At 71.7% G+C, this 16953-nt stretch carries 16 protein-coding genes; 10 read left to right on the forward strand and 6 right to left on the reverse strand.

The genetic code is table 11. The features are described from left to right. Positions 1-207: 207 nt before the first annotated feature. Positions 208-981 carry a SigE family RNA polymerase sigma factor gene (locus tag ACFWRV_RS04285; RefSeq protein WP_384328010.1) on the reverse strand — a complete coding sequence of 258 codons (774 nt, stop codon included), beginning with the start codon at positions 979-981 and terminating at the stop codon, positions 208-210. 182 nt (positions 982-1163) lie between these two features. Here ACFWRV_RS04285 and afsQ1 point away from each other — a divergent pair, with 182 nt between their 5' ends. The 5 genes from afsQ1 (at position 1164) to ACFWRV_RS04310 (ending at position 5064) form a co-directional block, all read left to right on the forward strand. Then, on the forward strand, positions 1164-1841 hold the full coding sequence (afsQ1, locus tag ACFWRV_RS04290) for a two-component system response regulator AfsQ1 (protein ID WP_006127084.1): 678 nt from the start codon (positions 1164-1166) through the stop codon (positions 1839-1841). Then, positions 1838-3367, forward strand: coding sequence for an ATP-binding protein (locus ACFWRV_RS04295; RefSeq protein ID WP_384328013.1), 1530 nt, complete (start codon positions 1838-1840; stop codon positions 3365-3367). Before afsQ1 ends, ACFWRV_RS04295 begins: the two co-directional genes overlap by 4 nt. Continuing rightward, positions 3364-4005 carry a hypothetical protein gene (locus ACFWRV_RS04300; protein ID WP_384328016.1) on the forward strand — a complete coding sequence of 214 codons (642 nt, stop codon included), beginning with the start codon at positions 3364-3366 and terminating at the stop codon, positions 4003-4005. The genes ACFWRV_RS04295 and ACFWRV_RS04300 overlap by 4 nt, the downstream gene beginning before the upstream one ends. A gap of 185 nt (positions 4006-4190) precedes the next feature. Further along, on the forward strand, positions 4191-4763 hold the full coding sequence (locus ACFWRV_RS04305) for a VanZ family protein (RefSeq protein WP_384328019.1): 573 nt from the start codon (positions 4191-4193) through the stop codon (positions 4761-4763). A 94-nt stretch (positions 4764-4857) separates the two neighbouring features. Continuing rightward, a complete protein-coding gene (locus ACFWRV_RS04310; protein WP_384328021.1) occupies positions 4858-5064 on the forward strand; it encodes a PspC domain-containing protein in 207 nt (68 codons plus the stop codon). Between the two features lie 126 nt (positions 5065-5190). On the opposite strand, the gene ACFWRV_RS04315 is transcribed toward ACFWRV_RS04310, so the two are convergent. Both ACFWRV_RS04315 and ACFWRV_RS04320 read right to left on the reverse strand, forming a co-directional pair. Next, complete coding sequence (locus tag ACFWRV_RS04315) at positions 5191-5490, reverse strand: hypothetical protein (protein WP_384328024.1); 300 nt, start codon at positions 5488-5490, stop codon at positions 5191-5193. 135 nt (positions 5491-5625) lie between these two features. Then, complete coding sequence (locus ACFWRV_RS04320; protein ID WP_384328027.1) at positions 5626-6780, reverse strand: adenosine deaminase; 1155 nt, start codon at positions 6778-6780, stop codon at positions 5626-5628. A 103-nt stretch (positions 6781-6883) separates the two neighbouring features. On the opposite strand from ACFWRV_RS04320, the gene ACFWRV_RS04325 reads away from it, so the two are divergent. Further along, on the forward strand, positions 6884-7645 hold the full coding sequence (locus tag ACFWRV_RS04325) for an alpha/beta hydrolase (protein WP_384328029.1): 762 nt from the start codon (positions 6884-6886) through the stop codon (positions 7643-7645). Positions 7646-7670: 25 nt separating this feature from the next. Here the strand turns inward: ACFWRV_RS04325 and ACFWRV_RS04330 are convergent, their stop codons facing one another. Both ACFWRV_RS04330 and ACFWRV_RS04335 read right to left on the reverse strand, forming a co-directional pair. Beyond that, positions 7671-8402, reverse strand: a complete 732-nt coding sequence (locus ACFWRV_RS04330) for a hypothetical protein (RefSeq protein ID WP_384328032.1) — start codon at positions 8400-8402, stop codon at positions 7671-7673. A gap of 54 nt (positions 8403-8456) precedes the next feature. Then, on the reverse strand, positions 8457-9410 hold the full coding sequence (locus ACFWRV_RS04335) for a LysR family transcriptional regulator (protein ID WP_384328035.1): 954 nt from the start codon (positions 9408-9410) through the stop codon (positions 8457-8459). Between the two features lie 62 nt (positions 9411-9472). On the opposite strand from ACFWRV_RS04335, the gene ACFWRV_RS04340 reads away from it, so the two are divergent. From ACFWRV_RS04340 to ACFWRV_RS04350, 3 genes are all read left to right on the forward strand, one after another. Then, positions 9473-10783, forward strand: a complete 1311-nt coding sequence (locus ACFWRV_RS04340; RefSeq protein WP_384328038.1) for an MFS transporter — start codon at positions 9473-9475, stop codon at positions 10781-10783. A 119-nt stretch (positions 10784-10902) separates the two neighbouring features. Next, positions 10903-11619 (forward strand): L,D-transpeptidase family protein, encoded by a 717-nt coding sequence (locus ACFWRV_RS04345; protein ID WP_384328041.1) that lies wholly within the window; start codon positions 10903-10905, stop codon positions 11617-11619. A gap of 177 nt (positions 11620-11796) precedes the next feature. Continuing rightward, positions 11797-12825 carry a sigma-70 family RNA polymerase sigma factor gene (locus ACFWRV_RS04350; protein WP_384328044.1) on the forward strand — a complete coding sequence of 343 codons (1029 nt, stop codon included), beginning with the start codon at positions 11797-11799 and terminating at the stop codon, positions 12823-12825. A gap of 88 nt (positions 12826-12913) precedes the next feature. Here the strand turns inward: ACFWRV_RS04350 and ACFWRV_RS04355 are convergent, their stop codons facing one another. Further along, positions 12914-13288 (reverse strand): STAS domain-containing protein, encoded by a 375-nt coding sequence (locus ACFWRV_RS04355; protein ID WP_384328047.1) that lies wholly within the window; start codon positions 13286-13288, stop codon positions 12914-12916. A 271-nt stretch (positions 13289-13559) separates the two neighbouring features. Here ACFWRV_RS04355 and ACFWRV_RS04360 point away from each other — a divergent pair, with 271 nt between their 5' ends. Further along, a complete protein-coding gene (locus ACFWRV_RS04360; RefSeq protein WP_384328571.1) occupies positions 13560-16844 on the forward strand; it encodes a S8 family serine peptidase in 3285 nt (1094 codons plus the stop codon). Positions 16845-16953: the final 109 nt, after the last annotated feature.

Here is a 16953-nt window from a genome sequence, read left to right on the forward strand (position 1 = left end):
GGCTGGAAGAAGCGGGCCGACATGCCGGCGGGGCCGTACAGGACCCCCCGGCCCGTACGACCCCGCTGCGTTTCCCCCGGGTCCCCTCGGTCCCCGTTTTTACTGCTCCCCCGTGTTCCCCCGGGTCGGGTCCCCTCGGTCCCCGTTTTTACTGCTCCCCCGTATTCCCCCGCGGCCCCCGTCTCCCCCGAGACGAAGGGCCCTGCCTCAGGCCACCAGCTCGCCGAAGGACTCCTGCTCGTCACGTCCGAAGCTGAGGACCTCGTCCTCGCGCAGCCGGCGCAGGGAGCGCCAGATGCTCGACTTCACCGTGCCGACACTGATGTCGAGGATCGACGCGATCTCCGGGTCGGTGCGGCCCTCGTAGTACCGCAGGACCAGCATCGTGCGCTGGAGTTCGGGCAGTCGGGCGAGCGCCTGCCACAGCACCGCCCGCAGCTCCGTGCCGCGCATCGCGTCCGTGTCGCCCACCGTCTCCGGCAGCTCCTCGGTCGGGTATTCGTTCAGCTTGCGCCGGCGCCAGGCGCTGATGTGCAGATTGGTCATGGTGCGGCGCAGATAGCCGCCGACCGCCGCCTTGTCGCTGATCCGGTGCCACGCCCGGTACGTCGAGAAGAGGGCGCTCTGCAGCAGATCCTCGGCCTCGAACCGGTCGCCGGTCAGGTGATAGGCGGTTGCGTACAGGGAGGCCCGTCGCTCCTGGACGTAGGCCGTGAACGCCGCTTCGGCGTCCGCGTTCTCCGCCCGGGTGGTGCGATCCCCCGTGGCCTCCCCGTACGCGCTTCCCCCGTTGCCCCCCGTGGGCGCGTCAACCACCGTCATGTACGGCATGCGCACCTGCTCCGCCGCCGCCTGGTGCTGACGCCCGATGCCTCGAACGCACCCCCGCATGTTCGTAGCACCGGACTTCTCCGTGCCCCGCCCGATGTCGTGGAGGCGCGTGACAACTGCGCTTGAGCTGGTGCTGTGCAGTGCGTTCATCTCGCGCCCCCTATCGGTGGAGTCCGTTCGTTCCCTGCTGACCAAGAGCTTGCCGGGGCAGTTTCATGGCGCTGTCCCCCGACTGTCACAGGCCTGTCACAGGGGGAGTTGCGCCCGTGCCCGGACAATCGGACCGGGCCACAGGTCGAACTGAAGCGCCACCATGGGCCAGAATGACGTCCGTGCCTTTCCTGTTGCTGATCGAGGACGACGACGCCATCCGCACGGCCCTCGAACTCTCGTTGTCACGCCAGGGCCACCGTGTGGCCACCGCGGCGACGGGAGAGGACGGCCTGGAGCTGCTGCGTGAGCAGCGGCCCGACCTGGTCGTGCTGGATGTGATGCTGCCCGGGATCGACGGTTTCGAGGTGTGCCGGCGGATCCGCCGCACCGACCAGCTGCCGATCATTCTGCTGACCGCGCGCAGCGACGACATCGACGTCGTGGTGGGACTGGAGTCCGGCGCGGACGACTATGTGGTGAAACCCGTCCAGGGACGGGTGCTCGACGCCCGGATCCGGGCGGTGCTGCGCCGTGGTGAGCGCGAGTCGACCGACTCGGCGACCTTCGGCAACGTGGTGATCGACCGCTCCGCCATGACCGTCACCAAGGACGGGGAGGATCTGCAGCTCACGCCGACCGAGCTGCGGCTCCTGCTGGAGCTGAGCCGCCGGCCCGGCCAGGCCCTGTCCCGGCAGCAGTTGCTGCGTCTGGTCTGGGAACACGACTATCTGGGCGACTCCCGACTGGTCGATGCCTGTGTGCAGCGGCTGCGCGCGAAGGTGGAGGACGTGCCGTCCTCGCCGACCCTGATCCGTACGGTGCGGGGCGTGGGCTACCGGCTGGACTCGCCTCAGTGACCGAAACCGCCAAGCGGTCGATCCGCGCCGGTCTGCGCTGGACCAGTCTGCGGCTGCGGCTGGTCGTGGTGTTCGCGCTGGTGGCCTTGGTGGCCGCGGTGTCCGCCTCGGGGATCGCGTACTGGCTCAACCGCGAGGCCGTGCTGACCCGTACGCAGGACACCGCGCTCGACGACTTCCGCCGGCAGATGCAGGAGACGGCGGCCGCGCTGCCGACGCGGCCCACCAAGGACGATCTCCAGCGGGCCGCCGGGGAGATGGCGTCCAGCAGCCCGGGCTACAGCGTGCTGCTGGAGGCCGAGCGCGAGCGCGGCAAGCCGATCGTGGGCTACTCCGACCTGGACACCTTCACCCGGGCCGACGTACCGGACTCGTTGCAGGAGCAGGTGGCGCGCAAGCAGCCCCTGACGTCGAGCAACGAGGACGAGTACCACCTGTTCTGGCAGCGGACGAGCATCGCGGGCACGCCGTATCTTGTCGCGGGTACGCGGATCATCGGCGGCGGCCCGACCGGCTACATGCTCAAGTCCCTCGACCAGGAGCGGCAGGACCTCAACTCGCTCGCCTGGTCGCTGGGGATCGCCACCGCCCTCGCCCTGGTCGGCTCGGCGCTGCTCGCGCAGGCCGCCGCGACGACGGTGCTGCGCCCGGTGCAGCGGCTCGGCGACGCGGCGCGCAAGCTCGGCGAGGGCAAGCTCGACACCCGGCTCGTGGTCTCCGGTACGGACGAACTCGCCGATCTCTCCCGTACGTTCAACAGAACGGCGAGCTCGCTGGAGAAGAAGGTCGCGGACATGAGCGCGCGGGAGGAGGCGAGCCGCCGGTTCGTCGCCGACATGTCGCACGAGCTGCGGACCCCGCTGACCGCGATCACCGCGGTGGCCGAGGTGCTGGAGGACGAGGCGGACACCCTCGACCCGATGATCGCGCCCGCCGTGCACCTGGTGGTCAGCGAGACCCGGCGGCTGAACGACCTGGTGGAGAACCTGATGGAGGTGACCCGCTTCGACGCGGGCACGGCCCGTCTGGTGCTGGACGACGTCGACGTGGCCGACCAGGTGACCGCGTGCATCGACGCGCGGGCCTGGCTGGACGCGGTGGACCTGGACGCGGAGCGCGGCATGATGGTCCGGCTCGATCCGCGCCGGCTGGACGTGATCCTGGCCAATCTGATCGGCAACGCCCTCAAGCACGGGGGTTCGCCGGTGGGTGTCCGGGTGCGCACCGAGGGCGAGGAGCTGGTCATCGAGGTACGGGACCACGGTCCGGGGATCCCCGAGGATGTGCTGCCGCACGTCTTCGACCGGTTCTACAAGGCCAGCGCCTCGCGGCCGCGGTCGGAGGGCAGCGGGCTCGGCCTCTCCATCGCCATGGAGAACGCGCACATCCACGGCGGTGACATCACGGCCGCGAACTCCCCGGACGGCGGGGCCGTCTTCGAACTGCGGCTGCCGCGCGACGCCGAGAGGATCGCACGGAACGACGAACCGGGCGCGGGGGCCGGGGACGAGGACGGGGCGACGTGAAGCGCGGCGATGTCACGTACCGAGAGCGCGGCCGCCCGCTCCGGTGGCGCACGGCCGTTCCGCTGGCGGCCGTGCTGGCTGCCGCGACGCTGGCCTCCGGGTGCGGGATCCGGACGACCACGGTGCCGGTGGACGCGGGGGCCGCGCCCTCCCGGGTGCCGTGCCGGCTGTCCTCGTCGGACGCCGCCACCCGGTCGCCGGACCGTATGAGCGCCGAGGTGTATCTGGTGTGCGCCTCGCAGTTGGTCACCGTGGACCGTCCGATGCCGGCGGACGCGGTCGGCGCCGCGCCGGTGGAGGTGGCCCGCGCGCTGCTGAAGGAGATCCAGCAGGCGCCGCCCGCGAGCGAGCGGCGGGCCGGGTTCACCACCGCCGTCCCGGCGGGCCTGCGGGTGGATCCCTCCCGGGACGGTGATCCGGCGGGCGCCCTGCGGCTGAGCAGCCAGCCGGAGGACCTGTCGGCGGAGGCACTGGCCCAGCTGGTGTGCACGTACGCGGAGAGCGAGTCGCTGGTCCAGGACGGCTCGGTGGTGCTGGGCGGGCCCGGGGACTATCCGCCGCGCGGCTATCTGTGCACCTCGCAGACGAAGTCCCGGCCGGGAGACCTGGCCACACCGGACGCGGTCCGGCTGGACTGACCCGGGCCGTCCGCCGGGCCTACGCGGGTTGCGGCCAGGCCGTGCGGGGGCGGGCAGGTCCACGCCGTGCGGGGTCGGGCCGGGGTTGCGCGGGTCCCCGCGCGGCACGTGAAGACGCCCCGGAGGGCCTTTCGCGTGGCGGGCCGCGACGGCACGGAACCGATCCTGCCGGTCACGGCGTCTTGGTGGGCGTGCGTCACAGTTCGGACGGCCAGACCGTCATCCACTTCCGCGCGGCGGGCGTCACTCTCCTTGTCGCGCATCTGCTGGTCGTCGGGTGGCTGACGCTGCGCCCGCTGGACGTTCCCTGGATCACGGCGGCGAATTTCGAGCCGCTCGCCGGGATCAGGGCGGATCTCGCGCTGGGACCGGCCGAGGCGGCCCGCCGGATCGGCGGGGCGCTGTTCCTGCTGGCCCCGCTCGGGGTGCTGCTGCCGATGGCCGGGGGGCGGATCTTCGTCTCCCCCTGGGTCTCGCTGCTGCGTACGGTCGCCGCCGGGGCGCTGATCTCGCTGGCCATCGAGCTGGGCCAGACCGGGGTGCCGGGGCAGGTCGTCGACATCGACTCGCTGCTGCTGAACACCACCGGGGTGGTGCTGGCCCATCTGCTGGTCGTCCCGCTCTGCCGGGCACGGCTGCGCCGCCGGGGACTGCCGGGGGTACGGGACCTGCCCCACTACCGCCACGAGACCCGCCTCAGGGACGAGGCCCCTGGGGGGTCGACCCCGACGATTACCGGGGTCGGCCTCGCCCCGTAGAGCGATGCTTTGTCCCCCTTCGCCGCGGCACCATGGATACATCGGGGAGCACGGATCGCTGCTCCTCCCGCAACGGTTCGCGAAGGAGCCCACCATGGCCGCACTTGTCCGCCCCCGTGAAGGCCGCATGATCGGCGGAGTGTGCGCGGGTCTCGCCCGGCGCTTCGGTATGTCGGCGAGCACGATGCGCGTCATCTTCGTCGTCTCCTGCCTGCTGCCCGGCCCGCAGTTCCTGCTCTACCTGGCGCTGTGGGCGCTGCTTCCCTCGGAGAAGTCCGCCTCCTCCGCGACGGCCTGGTGACGCGCCGGACCACGGGGAGCGAGAACGCACAGGAGAACGCACGGTGGGGCGCACACCCTGGATCAGGGTGTGCGCCCCACTGACATGTGCGGGTGCGCGCCGGATCCCCGGCGCACAGGTGCGGGGTCAGCCGCCGAGCGGGATCCCGTTGGCGGTGAGGCCCTGGGTGGGCAGTCCGCCGAGCAGGCCGGTGACCGGGGCGGCCGCGTCGGTGGCCTCGCCGCCGAGGATCTTGTCGACGGTGTCCTGGACCGGCGCGTTCTGCACCGACTGCGCGACGGTGTCCAGCGCCATCGTCGAGACGGGGAGCGCCCCGGCCGCGGCGTCCAGCGGCAGCGACGGTGCGGCGGAGGCGCTGCCGGCGGCGGCAGCGGCGAAAGCGGCGCCGAGAGCGGCGACACCGAGAGTCTTGGCAGACTTCTTCATGGAGAATTCATCCTTGGGGAAGGGGATGTGAGCGGCTCTGCAAGCTAGCCATCCCGCCGCCGCCTCCGCAAACATCCCGACACGCGGAAAAAGGGCCGGGATACTGCTTCCCGACCCTTTCCCCTGGTGCGTCTCTCAGCTTCCGGAGACCGCAGAACCGCTGGTCACAGCGGTCTGACGGAAGAGCCACTCCGACTTCAGCTCGGCGTATCCGGGCTTGACGACGTCATTGATCATCGCGAGACGTTCGTCGAAAGGAATGAAAGCTGATTTCATCGCATTGACGGTGAACCACTGCATGTCGTCGAGCGTGTATCCGAAGGCCTCGGTCAGCCGCTCGAATTCCCCGCTCATGCTGGTCCCGCTCATCAGCCGGTTGTCCGTGTTCACCGTGATGCGGAAGTGCAGCTTGCGCAGCAGTCCGATCGGGTGCTCGGCGTACGAGTCGGCGGCGCCGGTCTGGAGGTTGGAGGTCGGGCACATCTCCAGCGGGATGCGCTTGTCCCGTACGTAGGAGGCGAGGCGGCCGAGGGAGACCGAGCCGTCCTCGGCAACCTCGATGTCGTCGATGATCCGCACCCCGTGGCCGAGCCGGTCGGCGCCGCACCACTGGAGGGCCTGCCAGATCGACGGCAGGCCGAAGGCCTCGCCCGCGTGGATGGTGAAGTGGTTGTTCTCCCGCTTGAGGTACTCGAACGCGTCGAGGTGGCGGGTGGGCGGGAAGCCGGCCTCGGCGCCGGCGATGTCGAAGCCGACGACGCCCTGGTCGCGGTAGCTGTTGGCCAGTTCGGCGATCTCCAGGGCGCGGGCGGCGTGCCGCATCGCGGTGAGGAGGGCGCCGACGCGGATGCGGTGGCCGTTGGCGCGGGCGATGCGCTCGCCCTCACGGAAGCCCTCGTTGACGGCCTCGACGACCTCTTCGAGGGTCAGGCCGCCTTCCAGGTGCTGCTCGGGTGCGTAGCGGATCTCGGCGTAGACGACGCCGTCCTCGGCGAGGTCCTCGGCGCACTCGGCGGCCACCCGGAACAGCGCGTCACGGGTCTGCATGACGGCGCAGGTGTGCGCGAACGTCTCCAGGTAGCGCTCCAGCGAACCGGAGTCGGCGGCCTCGCGGAACCAGATGCCGAGCTTGTCGGCCTCGGTCTCGGGGAGGGAGTCGTAACCCTGCGCGCGGGCCAGCTCGACGATGGTGCCCGGCCGCAGGCCGCCGTCGAGGTGGTCGTGGAGCAGCACCTTGGGGGCGCGCCGGATCTGGTCGGAATCAGGGACATTCGGGGTCTGGCTCGTCATCTTGGCACTCTAGCGCCTACGCGCGTAGAGCGCCTCGTGTCGATGCGTAACAGTGACCACGAAGTCGGGTGGAGTACACCTCCCCTTCTGACACTGTTCTGTCATGGGACAGCGCGCACTCCCCCTGCCCGAAGCCAGGCTGGGACGGGCCGTACAGACGGCCGGAGCAACGGACGAGGTCAGCGGCGTGGTTCTGCTGCTTCCGGACGGCGCGGCAGACTCCCGCCGCCGTCCCTCCACCCTGTCGTACGCGGCGCAGCTGCCGTTCGCCCGCTCCCTCGCCCGCGCCGGGGAGGGCGACGGGCTCGCGGTGCACGTGCTGCGCTACCGCTGCCGCGGCTGGAACGCGGACGACGCGCACCCCGCCGAGGACGCCGCGTGGGCCGCCGACGAGGTCCAGCGGCGGTACGGCGACGTGCCGGTCTGCCTGGTCGGGCACGGGATGGGCGGGCGGGCCGCGTTGCGGGCCGCCGGGCACGGCGCGGTCACCTCCGTACTGGCGATGGCCCCGTGGCTGCCGGAGCGGGCGGCGGGCGAGCCGGAGCCGGTGAAGCAGTTGGCGGGGCGGCGGGTGCTGATCGTGCACGGCACCAACGACGAGCGCACCGACCCGGAGTTGTCCTACCGGCTGGCCGAGCGGGCGAAGAAGTCGAACCGGGACACCTGCCGCTTCGAAGTGCACTCCGACGGGCACGCGTTGCGCCAGCACCGGTCCGAAGTGGTCGCGCTGGCCGCCGACTTCGTCCGGGGCTCGCTCTTCGCCCGGTCCTACGCCCGCCCGGTCGCGGACGCGCTCGCCGCACCGCCGCCGTTGGGGCTGCGGATGCCGCTGGCCGCGGGGTTCGGGCGGTCGCTGCGGCACTGAGGCGGCCGCCGGACCGGGGCCGGCGTCAGGCCTCCCGCCGCGCCGACCGCCGCAGCAGCAGCGCGGAGGCCGTCCACGCCGCCGCGCATCCGGCGGCGGCGACCGGCAGGGCGAGCAGGAGGCTGTCCGTGGCGACGGCGGAGGTGACGGCGATGCCGGACGCGAGCAGGGTCGCCGCCACCACCACGACAACCTGTGACGCGCGGGCGGCCGGGGCGCGGGTGGCGCGACGGCGGTGCAGCCGCCCGGCGCCCCGCAGGAAGACGCTGCCGATGATCAGCAGCACGAGCCCCGTGGCCAGTGCGGCGGTGGAGGCGCGGCCCGGCTTCCCGGTGGTGTCCTGGCGCAGCTCGCCGCTCCCCAGCCGCCACACCAGGCCGCGCCAGGCGTATACCGCGACCCGGTCCCCGGGGGCGATTTCCTTCCACACCGGGCCGTCGCCGCGCATCCGTACCCGGAACGGCGGCATCTCGCCGCCGGTGTCGACCGTGGCCCAGTGGGTGGCGGTCCTGTGCTTCCGGCCGGTCTCCGTGGAGACGACCGCGGCGGGCCACTCGGAGAGGCAGTCGCCGCTCTCGGGCGCGGAGGCCTCCGAGCACGGCCGCGCGGCCCGGAAGTCGCGGGCCTCGGAGAGGCTCCCGGGAAGCAGCGCGAAGAGGACGACCGCGGCGAGCACCATCACCGACCCGGCCGCGGCGGCGAGGGTCACGCCCATCAGGGACGGGCGCCCGGGCGGCGATGCGGGGGCACGGTTCACCGGGGCATTCTGCCCGATGCGAACCGGAGGGCGCGCCGCGCCCGGGCCGCGCCCTCAGTCCGGCAGCAGGTTCCCCCGCCGCGAGAGCAGGAAGCGCTTGAAAGCGGCGACCGGCGGGGTGTCGGGGTGTCCGTCGAGCCAGGCGACGCCGATCTCACGGGCCGCGCGCGGTGCGGTGACCGTCAGCTCGACGACCCCGGGGCGGGCGACCGCCGGTGGCGGCAGCAGGGCCACTCCGAGCCCGGCCGCGACCAGCCCGCGCAGGGTCTCCGCCTCCTCGCCCTCGAACGCGACGCGCGGCGTGAAGCCCGCCTCCGCGCAGAGGTCGTCGGTGATCCGGCGCAGCCCGTACCCCGGCTCCAGCGTCACGAACGTCTCGTCGGCGGCCTCCGCGAGGCGGATCCGGCGGCGGGAGGCGAGCCGGTGGTCGTCCGGGACCACCAGGCGCAGGCGCTGTTCGTCGAGGCGGCGGGTGACGAGGTCGGGGGCGTCGGGCACGGGTGAGGTCAGGCAGAGGTCCAGGCCGCCCGCGCGCAGCCGTTCGATCATCGCCTCGCCGTAGTTCTGCACGAGCTGGAAGCGGACGCGCGGGTGGTCGACCCGGAACGCGCGGATCAGGGCGGGCACCGTCTCCGAGCCCATCGTGTGCAGGAAGCCGAAGGAGACCCGGCCCGCCGTCGGGTCGGCGTCCGCCCGGACCGAGTCGGCGGCCTTCTCCACCTCCGCCAGGGCCCGTTCCGCCGAGCCGAGGAAGGTGCGGCCCGCCGGGGTGAGCGAGACGGTACGGCCCTTGCGGGCGAACAGGGCGACGCCCAGGTCCGCTTCGAGCCGGACCATGGCCCGCGAGAGCGTGGACTGCGGGACGCCGAGCTCCTGTGCGGCACGGGTCACATGCTCGTGCCGGGCGACCGCCTCGAAGTACGCGAGGCGAGGCGCGAGCACGGCCCGGATGTCTTCTTCGTAACTGCTCGGTGACAGCCGAGGCCCTGAGCTGCGTTCATGCACCATGGGATTGATTATGGCAGTTTCGTGCATTGGACGCATGAAACGTCTCGCTCTACGTTCGACGTATGCCTCCCGCCAGTACCGGGGCATCCACCATCGTCGTGGATGCCTCTGCCCCGCAGTCCCCCGTCACCACCACCGCCGAGCCCGCCGCCGCCACCCATGAGCGCCTGGAGCCCGGCCGCCCCGGCTACCGCCGGATGAGCTTCGCCCTCTTCGCCGCCGGTGTCGCGGCGTTCGCCCTCCTCTACTCCACGCAGGCCCTGCTGCCCGCCGTCTCCGCGTCGTTCGACGCGACCGCCGGCCAGGCGAGCTGGACGGTCTCGGCGGCGACCGGGGCGCTGGCCCTGTTCGTGCTGCCGCTGAGCGCGCTCTCGGAGCGGTTCGGGCGGCGGCAGATGATGACGGCGTCGCTGGCGATCGCCGTGCTGGTCGGGCTGCTGGTGCCCCTCGCCCCGTCGATGGGCGCGCTGATCGCGCTGCGCGCCGTCCAGGGCGCGGCGCTCGCGGGGCTCCCGGCCTCCGCGATGGCGTATCTCGCGGAGGAGGTGCGGCCCAAGGCGCTGGTCGCCGCGATCGGGCTGTTCGTCGCCGGCAACAGCATCGGCGGCATGAGCGGCCGCATCCTGACCGGGTGGGTCGCCCAGGCCTGGGGCTGGCGCGCCGCGCTCGCGGCGGTCGGGCTGCTCGCGCTTGCGTGCGCGGTCGCCTTCCACTTCCTGATCCCGAAGGCCAGGAACTTCCGCCCCGGTTCGCTGAACCCGAAGGCCCTGGCGAAGACCGTCGCCACGCATCTGTCCGACCCGCTGCTGGTCCGGCTGTACGCGATCGGCGCCCTGTTCATGACGGTGTTCGGCGCGGTCTACACGGTGATCGGCTACCGGCTGGTCGAGGAGCCGTTCAGCCTGCCGCAGGGCGTCATCGGCTCGATCTTCCTGGTCTACCTGGTCGGTACGGTCTCCTCCGCCGCGGCCGGACGGCTGGTGGCCCGGCTGGGCCGCCGGGGCGCGCTCTACCTGGCGGTCTCCACCACCGCCGCCGGACTGCTTCTCTCGCTGGCCGACCAGCTGGCCGCCGTGCTGCTGGGCCTGGTGCTGATCACGGCCGGCTTCTTCGCCGGGCACGCGGTCGCCTCGTCCTCGGTGAGCCGGACCGCGACGACGGGCCGGGCACAGGCCTCGGCGCTCTACCAGTCGGCGTACTACCTGGGCTCCAGCGCGGGCGGCACGCTGGGCGCGGTCGCCTTCCACGCCGGGGGCTGGGCCGCGACGGTGGCCCTGGGCCTGCTCGCGGTCCTCGGCGTCGTCTCGATCACCCTGTACGGGACCCGGGTGGCGCGTGCGGAGCGGCGGGCGCTCGTGCCCGCCACCCGCTGAACCGCTCCACCACCCACTGAAGCACAACCGAGACATACCAACGCGCAACCACCGCTCCCCTTCGCACGTCTACCAGGCGTAACCAAGAACGCACTGTGAGCGAAGGGGAGTTGGCGCGCATGGGAGTCACGGCGAAAATATCCGGAAGACGACTGCGGCGTGGGGCGGCGCTGTCCGTCGCCGGACTGGTGGCCGCTCCGGCCCTGGTCCTGGGCAGCGGCACCGCCGCCCACGCGGCGTCCTGCACCACATCGGTGGGACCGCACCAGAAGCAGGTCGAGAAGTTCCTGGGGCGGCCCGTGGACGGGAAGCAGTCGACGGCCGACTGCAAGGCGATCCAGACGTTCCAGAAGAAGCACGGGATCACCCCCACCATCGGCTACGCCGGGCCGCTGACCTGGCGCACGATGAACACGATGCTCGCCCAGAAGGCGGCCGGGAAGAACCCCAACAAGGCGAAGAAGTGTCCCACCAACAAGGGGCGCATCGCCTGTGTCGACCTGACCCGGCAGCTGAGCTGGATCCAGGACGGCAAGAAGCTGACGTACGGCCCGGTGCCGGTGCGCACGGGTCGAAACGGCGCGGAGACCCGGACCGGCGCGAAGAAGATCTACTGGCGCAGCATCAAGCACTGGTCGACCATCTACAAGGTCTGGATGCCCCACTCCCAGTTCTTCGACGGCGGCCAGGCGTTCCACTCGGTCACCAAGTCCATGTACAACCCGCCGGGCTCCGGCGGCTGCGTCAACATGCGCCCCGACGACGCGAAGGCATACTGGAAACTGCTGAAGAACGGCGACGACGTGTACGTGTACGGGCGCAAGCCCGGGACCTGAGCGACACGCTCGGGGCAGCCAGGACACCCGAGGGGTGCCGGACGGATCGTGGCCGGAGCCACGGCGTCCGGCACTCCTTGTCCGTTTTCCGCCCCCGGCTGTCAGTGGCCTGCGGTAGCTTCCGACGTACCGGGTGACGGATGCCACAGCGCGGCTGCGCGCGACAGGGGTGGAGCGATGAGCGATCTGACCACGACGACGGCCACAGGTGCGGCGGCGGACGCCGGCAGGCCCGATGACGCCGGGATCGACAGCCGCCTGGAGGGGCACCGGATCGAGCTGACCGGTTACTGCTACCGGATGCTCGGATCCGCCTTCGAGGCCGAGGACGCGGTGCAGGACACCCTGGTCCGGGCCTGGCGCAACTTCGACAAGTTCGAGGGCCGCTCCTCGCTGCGCTCCTGGCTCTACCGGATCGCCACCAACGTCTGCCTGGACATGCTGAACGCGGGCAACAAGCGGGCCCGCCCGGTCGACCTGACGGGCCCGACCCCGCTCGCCCAGGCCGCGCTGAGCCCCCGCCCGGAGAACGTCTGGCTGGAGCCGATGCCCGACGGCCGGATCCTGCCGTCGGTCCAGGACCCGGCCGAGGCGGCCGTGGCGCGCGAGTCGGTACGCCTGGCGTTCGTCGCCGCCCTCCAGCACCTGCCGCCGAAGCAGCGCGCCGTGCTGATCCTGCGCGAGGTGCTCGCCTGGAAGGCCGCGGAAGTCGCCGAGCTGCTGGAGACCTCCGTCGCCTCGGTCAACAGCGCCCTGCAGCGGGCCCGCGCCACGCTGACCGAGACGGAGGGCCGGGCGGGCGATACGGCGGACCCGCTCGACGAGGAGCAGCAGAAGCTCCTGGAGCGCTATGTGAAGGCGTTCGAGGGGTATGACATGGCCGCCCTGACGGCGCTGCTCCACGAGGACGCGGTGATGACGATGCCGCCGTTCGACCTGTGGCTGCGGGGCACCGGGGACATCACGGGCTTCATGACCTCCATCGGCGCGGCCTGCGCGGGCTCCAAGCTGGTGCCCGTCTCGGCCAACGGCTCCCCCGCCTTCGCGCACTACAAGCCCGCCGAGGACGGGTCCGGGTTCGTGCCGTGGGCGGTCCAGGTCATCGACATCCAGGACGGGGAGATCACCGGGATGCACTGCTTCCTGGACGTCCCGCGCTGGTTCCCGCTGTTCGGCCTGCCGGACCGCCTCCCGGCCGACGCGTAGGAAGTCCCGGCCCGGCCGGGCCCCGTGACACACCCGGGGTCCGGCGGGCCGGCCCCTGCCCCTGCCCCTGCCTCCCCGCGTACGTACGTCAGGACGGGCCCGGCACGCGTTCCTCCGGGCCCTCCTCCAGGGCCACCACCTCGGCCAGCCCCACCAGGTCCAGCAGCGCCCGGAGTTCGGGGGGCACGCGGCGCAGCCGCAGGGTGAGTCCGGCCCGGCGGGCGACGAGCCCCAGCCGGGCCACCGCTTCGACGGCGGTCAGATCCGGCCGGATCACCCCGCCCACATCGCAGTCCACCGCCGCCCCCGGGGCGAGGGCGGCTCCCCCGGGGCCGGCGAGAGCACGCTCCAGCTCGGCGCAGAGGTCGGGTACGACGGCACGGCTGACCCGGCCGGCCACCGTCAGAGTGATCGGATTCTCGGCATCCACACCAGGCAGACCGGACCGGGAGGCGAAAATCATCGGCCTCTCGGCTCGGGCCCTGGGCAATGTCTCGTCACGGAGGGGCGTTTTCGCGTCAACTCCGCATTTCCTGTGTATCTTCTGTGAACCAATCTCCTCAGCAATCCCTCTAGTTCGATGAACCGACGGCCGCAGCCGTCATTTCTGCGTCTCTGCGGACCGGCGGGTTGAGGAACCATCGAGTTCTCCAGGGGGAGAGTTGCGCAGACACGTGAGAAACGCGTGCATACCCGCGGTCGCCACAGCGGCCGCCGTGGCACTGGCGGCGGGCATGGTCAGCCCCGCCGTGGCCCAGCCGGATCCGAAGGGGGCGTCCGGCGCCCGTGCGCAGGCCCAGGACCGGGACGTGCGTCAGCTGACCCTCGTCACCGGCGACCGTGTCACCGTGGACGACAAGGGCAAGCCGGTCGCCTTCCGGCCCGCGAAGGGGCGGGAGCACATCCCGGTCCAGCGGATGAGCGACCAGGGCCACCACCTCGTCATTCCGGCCGACGCCCACCGGCTGATCGTCTCCGGCAAGCTCGACCGGCGGCTGTTCGACGTCACCGAGCTGAGCCGTCCGGAGAACCTCCGGGCCCAGAAGGACGGCCTGAAGCTGATCGTCGGCTACCGGGGCAAGCAGACCGCCACCGCGAAGGCGCAGGTCCGCGACGCGGGCTCCACCGAGGTCGGCCGGAGCCTCACCTCACTGAACGCCGAGTCGGTGACGACGCCGACCTCCGACGCGCCGGAGATCTGGAAGGCGCTCACCGAGCGTCGCGCCGGGGGCGACCGGGTGACCACCGCCGCCGGTATCGACCGGGTCTGGCTGGACGGCGTACGGAGGGCGAGCCTCGACAAGAGCGTCCCGCAGATCGGCGCCCCGGCGGCCTGGAAGGCCGGGTTCACCGGCAAGGGCGTCAAGATCGCGGTCCTGGACACCGGGACGGACGCCACCCACCCCGATCTCCAGGGCCAGATCCTCGCGGAGAAGAACTTCAGCGCCGCGAAGGACACGAAGGACCGGGTGGGCCACGGCACGCACGTCGCCTCGATCGCGGCGGGCACCGGCGCGAAGTCGGGCGGGAAGCTCAAGGGCGTGGCCCCGGACGCGAAGCTGCTCGCGGGCAAGGTGCTCGACGACGAGGGCTACGGCGAGGACTCCGGCATCCTGGCCGGCATGGAGTGGGCGGTCGCCCAGGGCGCCGACATCGTCAACCTGAGCCTCGGCGGACCCGACACCCCCGAGGTGGACCCGCTGGAGGCGGCGGTCGACAAGCTGTCGGCGGAGAAGGGCGTCCTGTTCGCCATCGCCGCGGGCAACGAGGGCGACGACGCGGGCACGGTCGGCTCGCCGGGCAGCGCGAACGCCGCGCTGACGGTCGGCGCGGTCGACGACCAGGACAAGCTGGCGGACTTCTCCAGCCGCGGCCCGCGGATCGGCGACGGTGCGATCAAGCCGGACGTGACGGCTCCCGGCGTGGACACCACGGCGGCCATCCCGCCCGGTTCGCTGATCGCCCAGGAGGTGGGCGAGAAGCCCGCCGGTTACGCCACCATCTCGGGTACGTCGATGGCCACCCCGCACGTCGCGGGCGCGGCGGCGCTGCTCAAGCAGCAGCACCCCGACTGGAAGCACGCCGAGCTGAAGGGCGCGCTGACCGCGTCCACGAAGCCCGGTGCGTACAACCCGTTCCAGCAGGGCTCCGGCCGGATCCAGGTGGACCGCGCGATCGCCCAGAGCGTCGTCGCGGAGCCGGTCTCCGTGAGCTTCGGCGTGCAGCAGTGGCCGCACACCGACGACGTCCCGGTCACCGAGAAGGTGACGTACCGGAACCTCGGTACGACCGATGTCACCCTCGATCTGAAGGTGACGGGCACGGGTCCGACGGGCAAGCCGGCCCCGGCGGGCTTCTTCGCCCTCGGCGCGGACAAGGTCACCGTCCCCGCGGGCGGCACCGCGGAGGCGGCGCTGACCGCCGACACCCGTATCGGCGGCACGGCGGACGGCACGTACTCCGCGTATGTGGTGGCGACCGGCGGCGGGCAGACCGTGCGCACGGCGGCCGCCGTCGAGCGTGAGGCCGAGAGCTATGACGTCACCGTCAAGCACCTCGGCCGGGACGGCCGTCCGGCGCCCTACGCGGACAGCACGCTCTACGGCTTCGACGACGAGGTCGGCGGCTCGTTCCTGGACGCGCGGGTCGTGAACGGCACGGCGAAGATCCGGGTGCCCAAGGGCACGTACGTGGTCAACTCCACGGTCTACGGCCACCCGGAGGACTTCTCCAAGGGCGTGGACTGGATCGCCCAGCCGAAGGTCGCGGTCACCAAGAACATCTCGCTGACGTTCGACGCCCGCAAGGCGAAGCCGGTGAAGATCACGCTGCCGGACACGAAGGCGGAGGGCCGGCTCTTCTCGCCGGACTACTCGGTGGAGTCGAAGAGGGACGGGGTCTCCTTCGGCTGGCTGATGGACTCGCCGGCCGGCTTGCGCACGCTCCACGTGGGGCCGCAGATCACCGACGGCTCGCTCGCCCAGCACTGGTCGGGCATGTGGACCAAGGGTGCGTCGACCGAGTACGACATCGCGGTCGGCGGCACGGTCAAGCAGCTCGCGACCGGCTACGACCGGAAGTTCACGACCGGCCAGCTGGCCAAGGTGAAGTTCACCATGGGCGCGGCCGCCCCGAAGAAGAAGGGCGCGCTCGCCGCCTGGGGCTTCCTGCCCACGTCGACCAGCGGCGTGGCCGCCTCGATCGAGCAGAAGCTGCCCGGCACCCGCACGCTGTATCTCTCCACCGCCGACAAGGTGAGCTGGGCCTTCGACTTCAGCCAGCTGGGTCCGGTCGACGAGGAAGGCTTCCCGTCGTACGAGGCGAGCTACCTGGCCGGTACGGAGGCGACGTACAAGGCGGGCAAGTCCTACAGCAGGTCCGTGAACACCGGGGTGTTCCAGCCGCTGGTGAACGACGACTTCGGCGTGACCCGCGAGGGCAACGAGATCACCGGCTATCTCCCGCTGCTTGCGGACGGCCAGGGCAACGAGGGCTCCATGGAACTCTCGTCGGCCAAGACCGTCCTGTACCGCAACGGCAAGAAGATCGGCCAGAACAACGACCCGCTGTACGGCGGGGAGTACTTCACGGTCCCGGCCGGATCCGCGGCCTACAAGCTGTCGACCTCGGTCAAGCACAGCGCGAAGATCAGCCCGCTCTCCACCCGGGTGGACGCGTCCTGGACGTTCTCGTCGAAGAAGACCGAGTTCGCCGCGCTCCCGGTCTCCACGGCCCGGTTCACCCCGGCCATCGGCGCGGACGGCCGGGCCAAGGCGGGCAAGACCGTCTCGGTGCCGGTGAAGGTGCACGGCGCCGCGGCGGGCAAGAACCTGAAGTCGCTGAACACGTACGTCAGTTACAACGGCGGCAAGACCTGGAAGAAGGTCACGGTGAAGAAGGGGAAGATCACCGTCAAGAACCCGGCGAAGGGCAAGGCGATCTCCTTCGCCGCCAAGGTCACCGACAAGAAGGGCAACACCTCGTGGGTGAAGATCTACAGCGCGTACCTGGGCAAGTGACGGGCGCTCGCGGGTAGTTCACCCCACCGCATGACGGCGGCCCGCCGCACGGTTGCCACCCGGGGGGGGGGCGGTCCCGGGTAAGACGCAGGGGGGGGCGCCGAGGTCC

This window comes from Streptomyces sp. NPDC058576 (genome assembly GCF_042718715.1).
Lineage (GTDB): Bacteria > Actinomycetota > Actinomycetes > Streptomycetales > Streptomycetaceae > Streptomyces.

Coding starts and splice junctions, on each gene's coding strand:
- ACFWRV_RS04310 (WP_384328021.1), top strand. CDS start 4,858: ATGGCCGCACTTGTCCGCCCCCGTGAAGGCCGCATGATCGGCGGAGTG.
- ACFWRV_RS04325 (WP_384328029.1), top strand. CDS start 6,884: ATGGGACAGCGCGCACTCCCCCTGCCCGAAGCCAGGCTGGGACGGGCC.
- ACFWRV_RS04350 (WP_384328044.1), top strand. CDS start 11,797: ATGAGCGATCTGACCACGACGACGGCCACAGGTGCGGCGGCGGACGCC.
- ACFWRV_RS04335 (WP_384328035.1), bottom strand. CDS start 9,410: ATGGTGCATGAACGCAGCTCAGGGCCTCGGCTGTCACCGAGCAGTTAC.
- ACFWRV_RS04315 (WP_384328024.1), bottom strand. CDS start 5,490: ATGAAGAAGTCTGCCAAGACTCTCGGTGTCGCCGCTCTCGGCGCCGCT.
- ACFWRV_RS04355 (WP_384328047.1), bottom strand. CDS start 13,288: ATGATTTTCGCCTCCCGGTCCGGTCTGCCTGGTGTGGATGCCGAGAAT.
- ACFWRV_RS04285 (WP_384328010.1), bottom strand. CDS start 981: ATGAACGCACTGCACAGCACCAGCTCAAGCGCAGTTGTCACGCGCCTC.
- ACFWRV_RS04360 (WP_384328571.1), top strand. CDS start 13,560: ATGGTCAGCCCCGCCGTGGCCCAGCCGGATCCGAAGGGGGCGTCCGGC.
- ACFWRV_RS04320 (WP_384328027.1), bottom strand. CDS start 6,780: ATGACGAGCCAGACCCCGAATGTCCCTGATTCCGACCAGATCCGGCGC.
- ACFWRV_RS04340 (WP_384328038.1), top strand. CDS start 9,473: ATGCCTCCCGCCAGTACCGGGGCATCCACCATCGTCGTGGATGCCTCT.
- ACFWRV_RS04345 (WP_384328041.1), top strand. CDS start 10,903: ATGGGAGTCACGGCGAAAATATCCGGAAGACGACTGCGGCGTGGGGCG.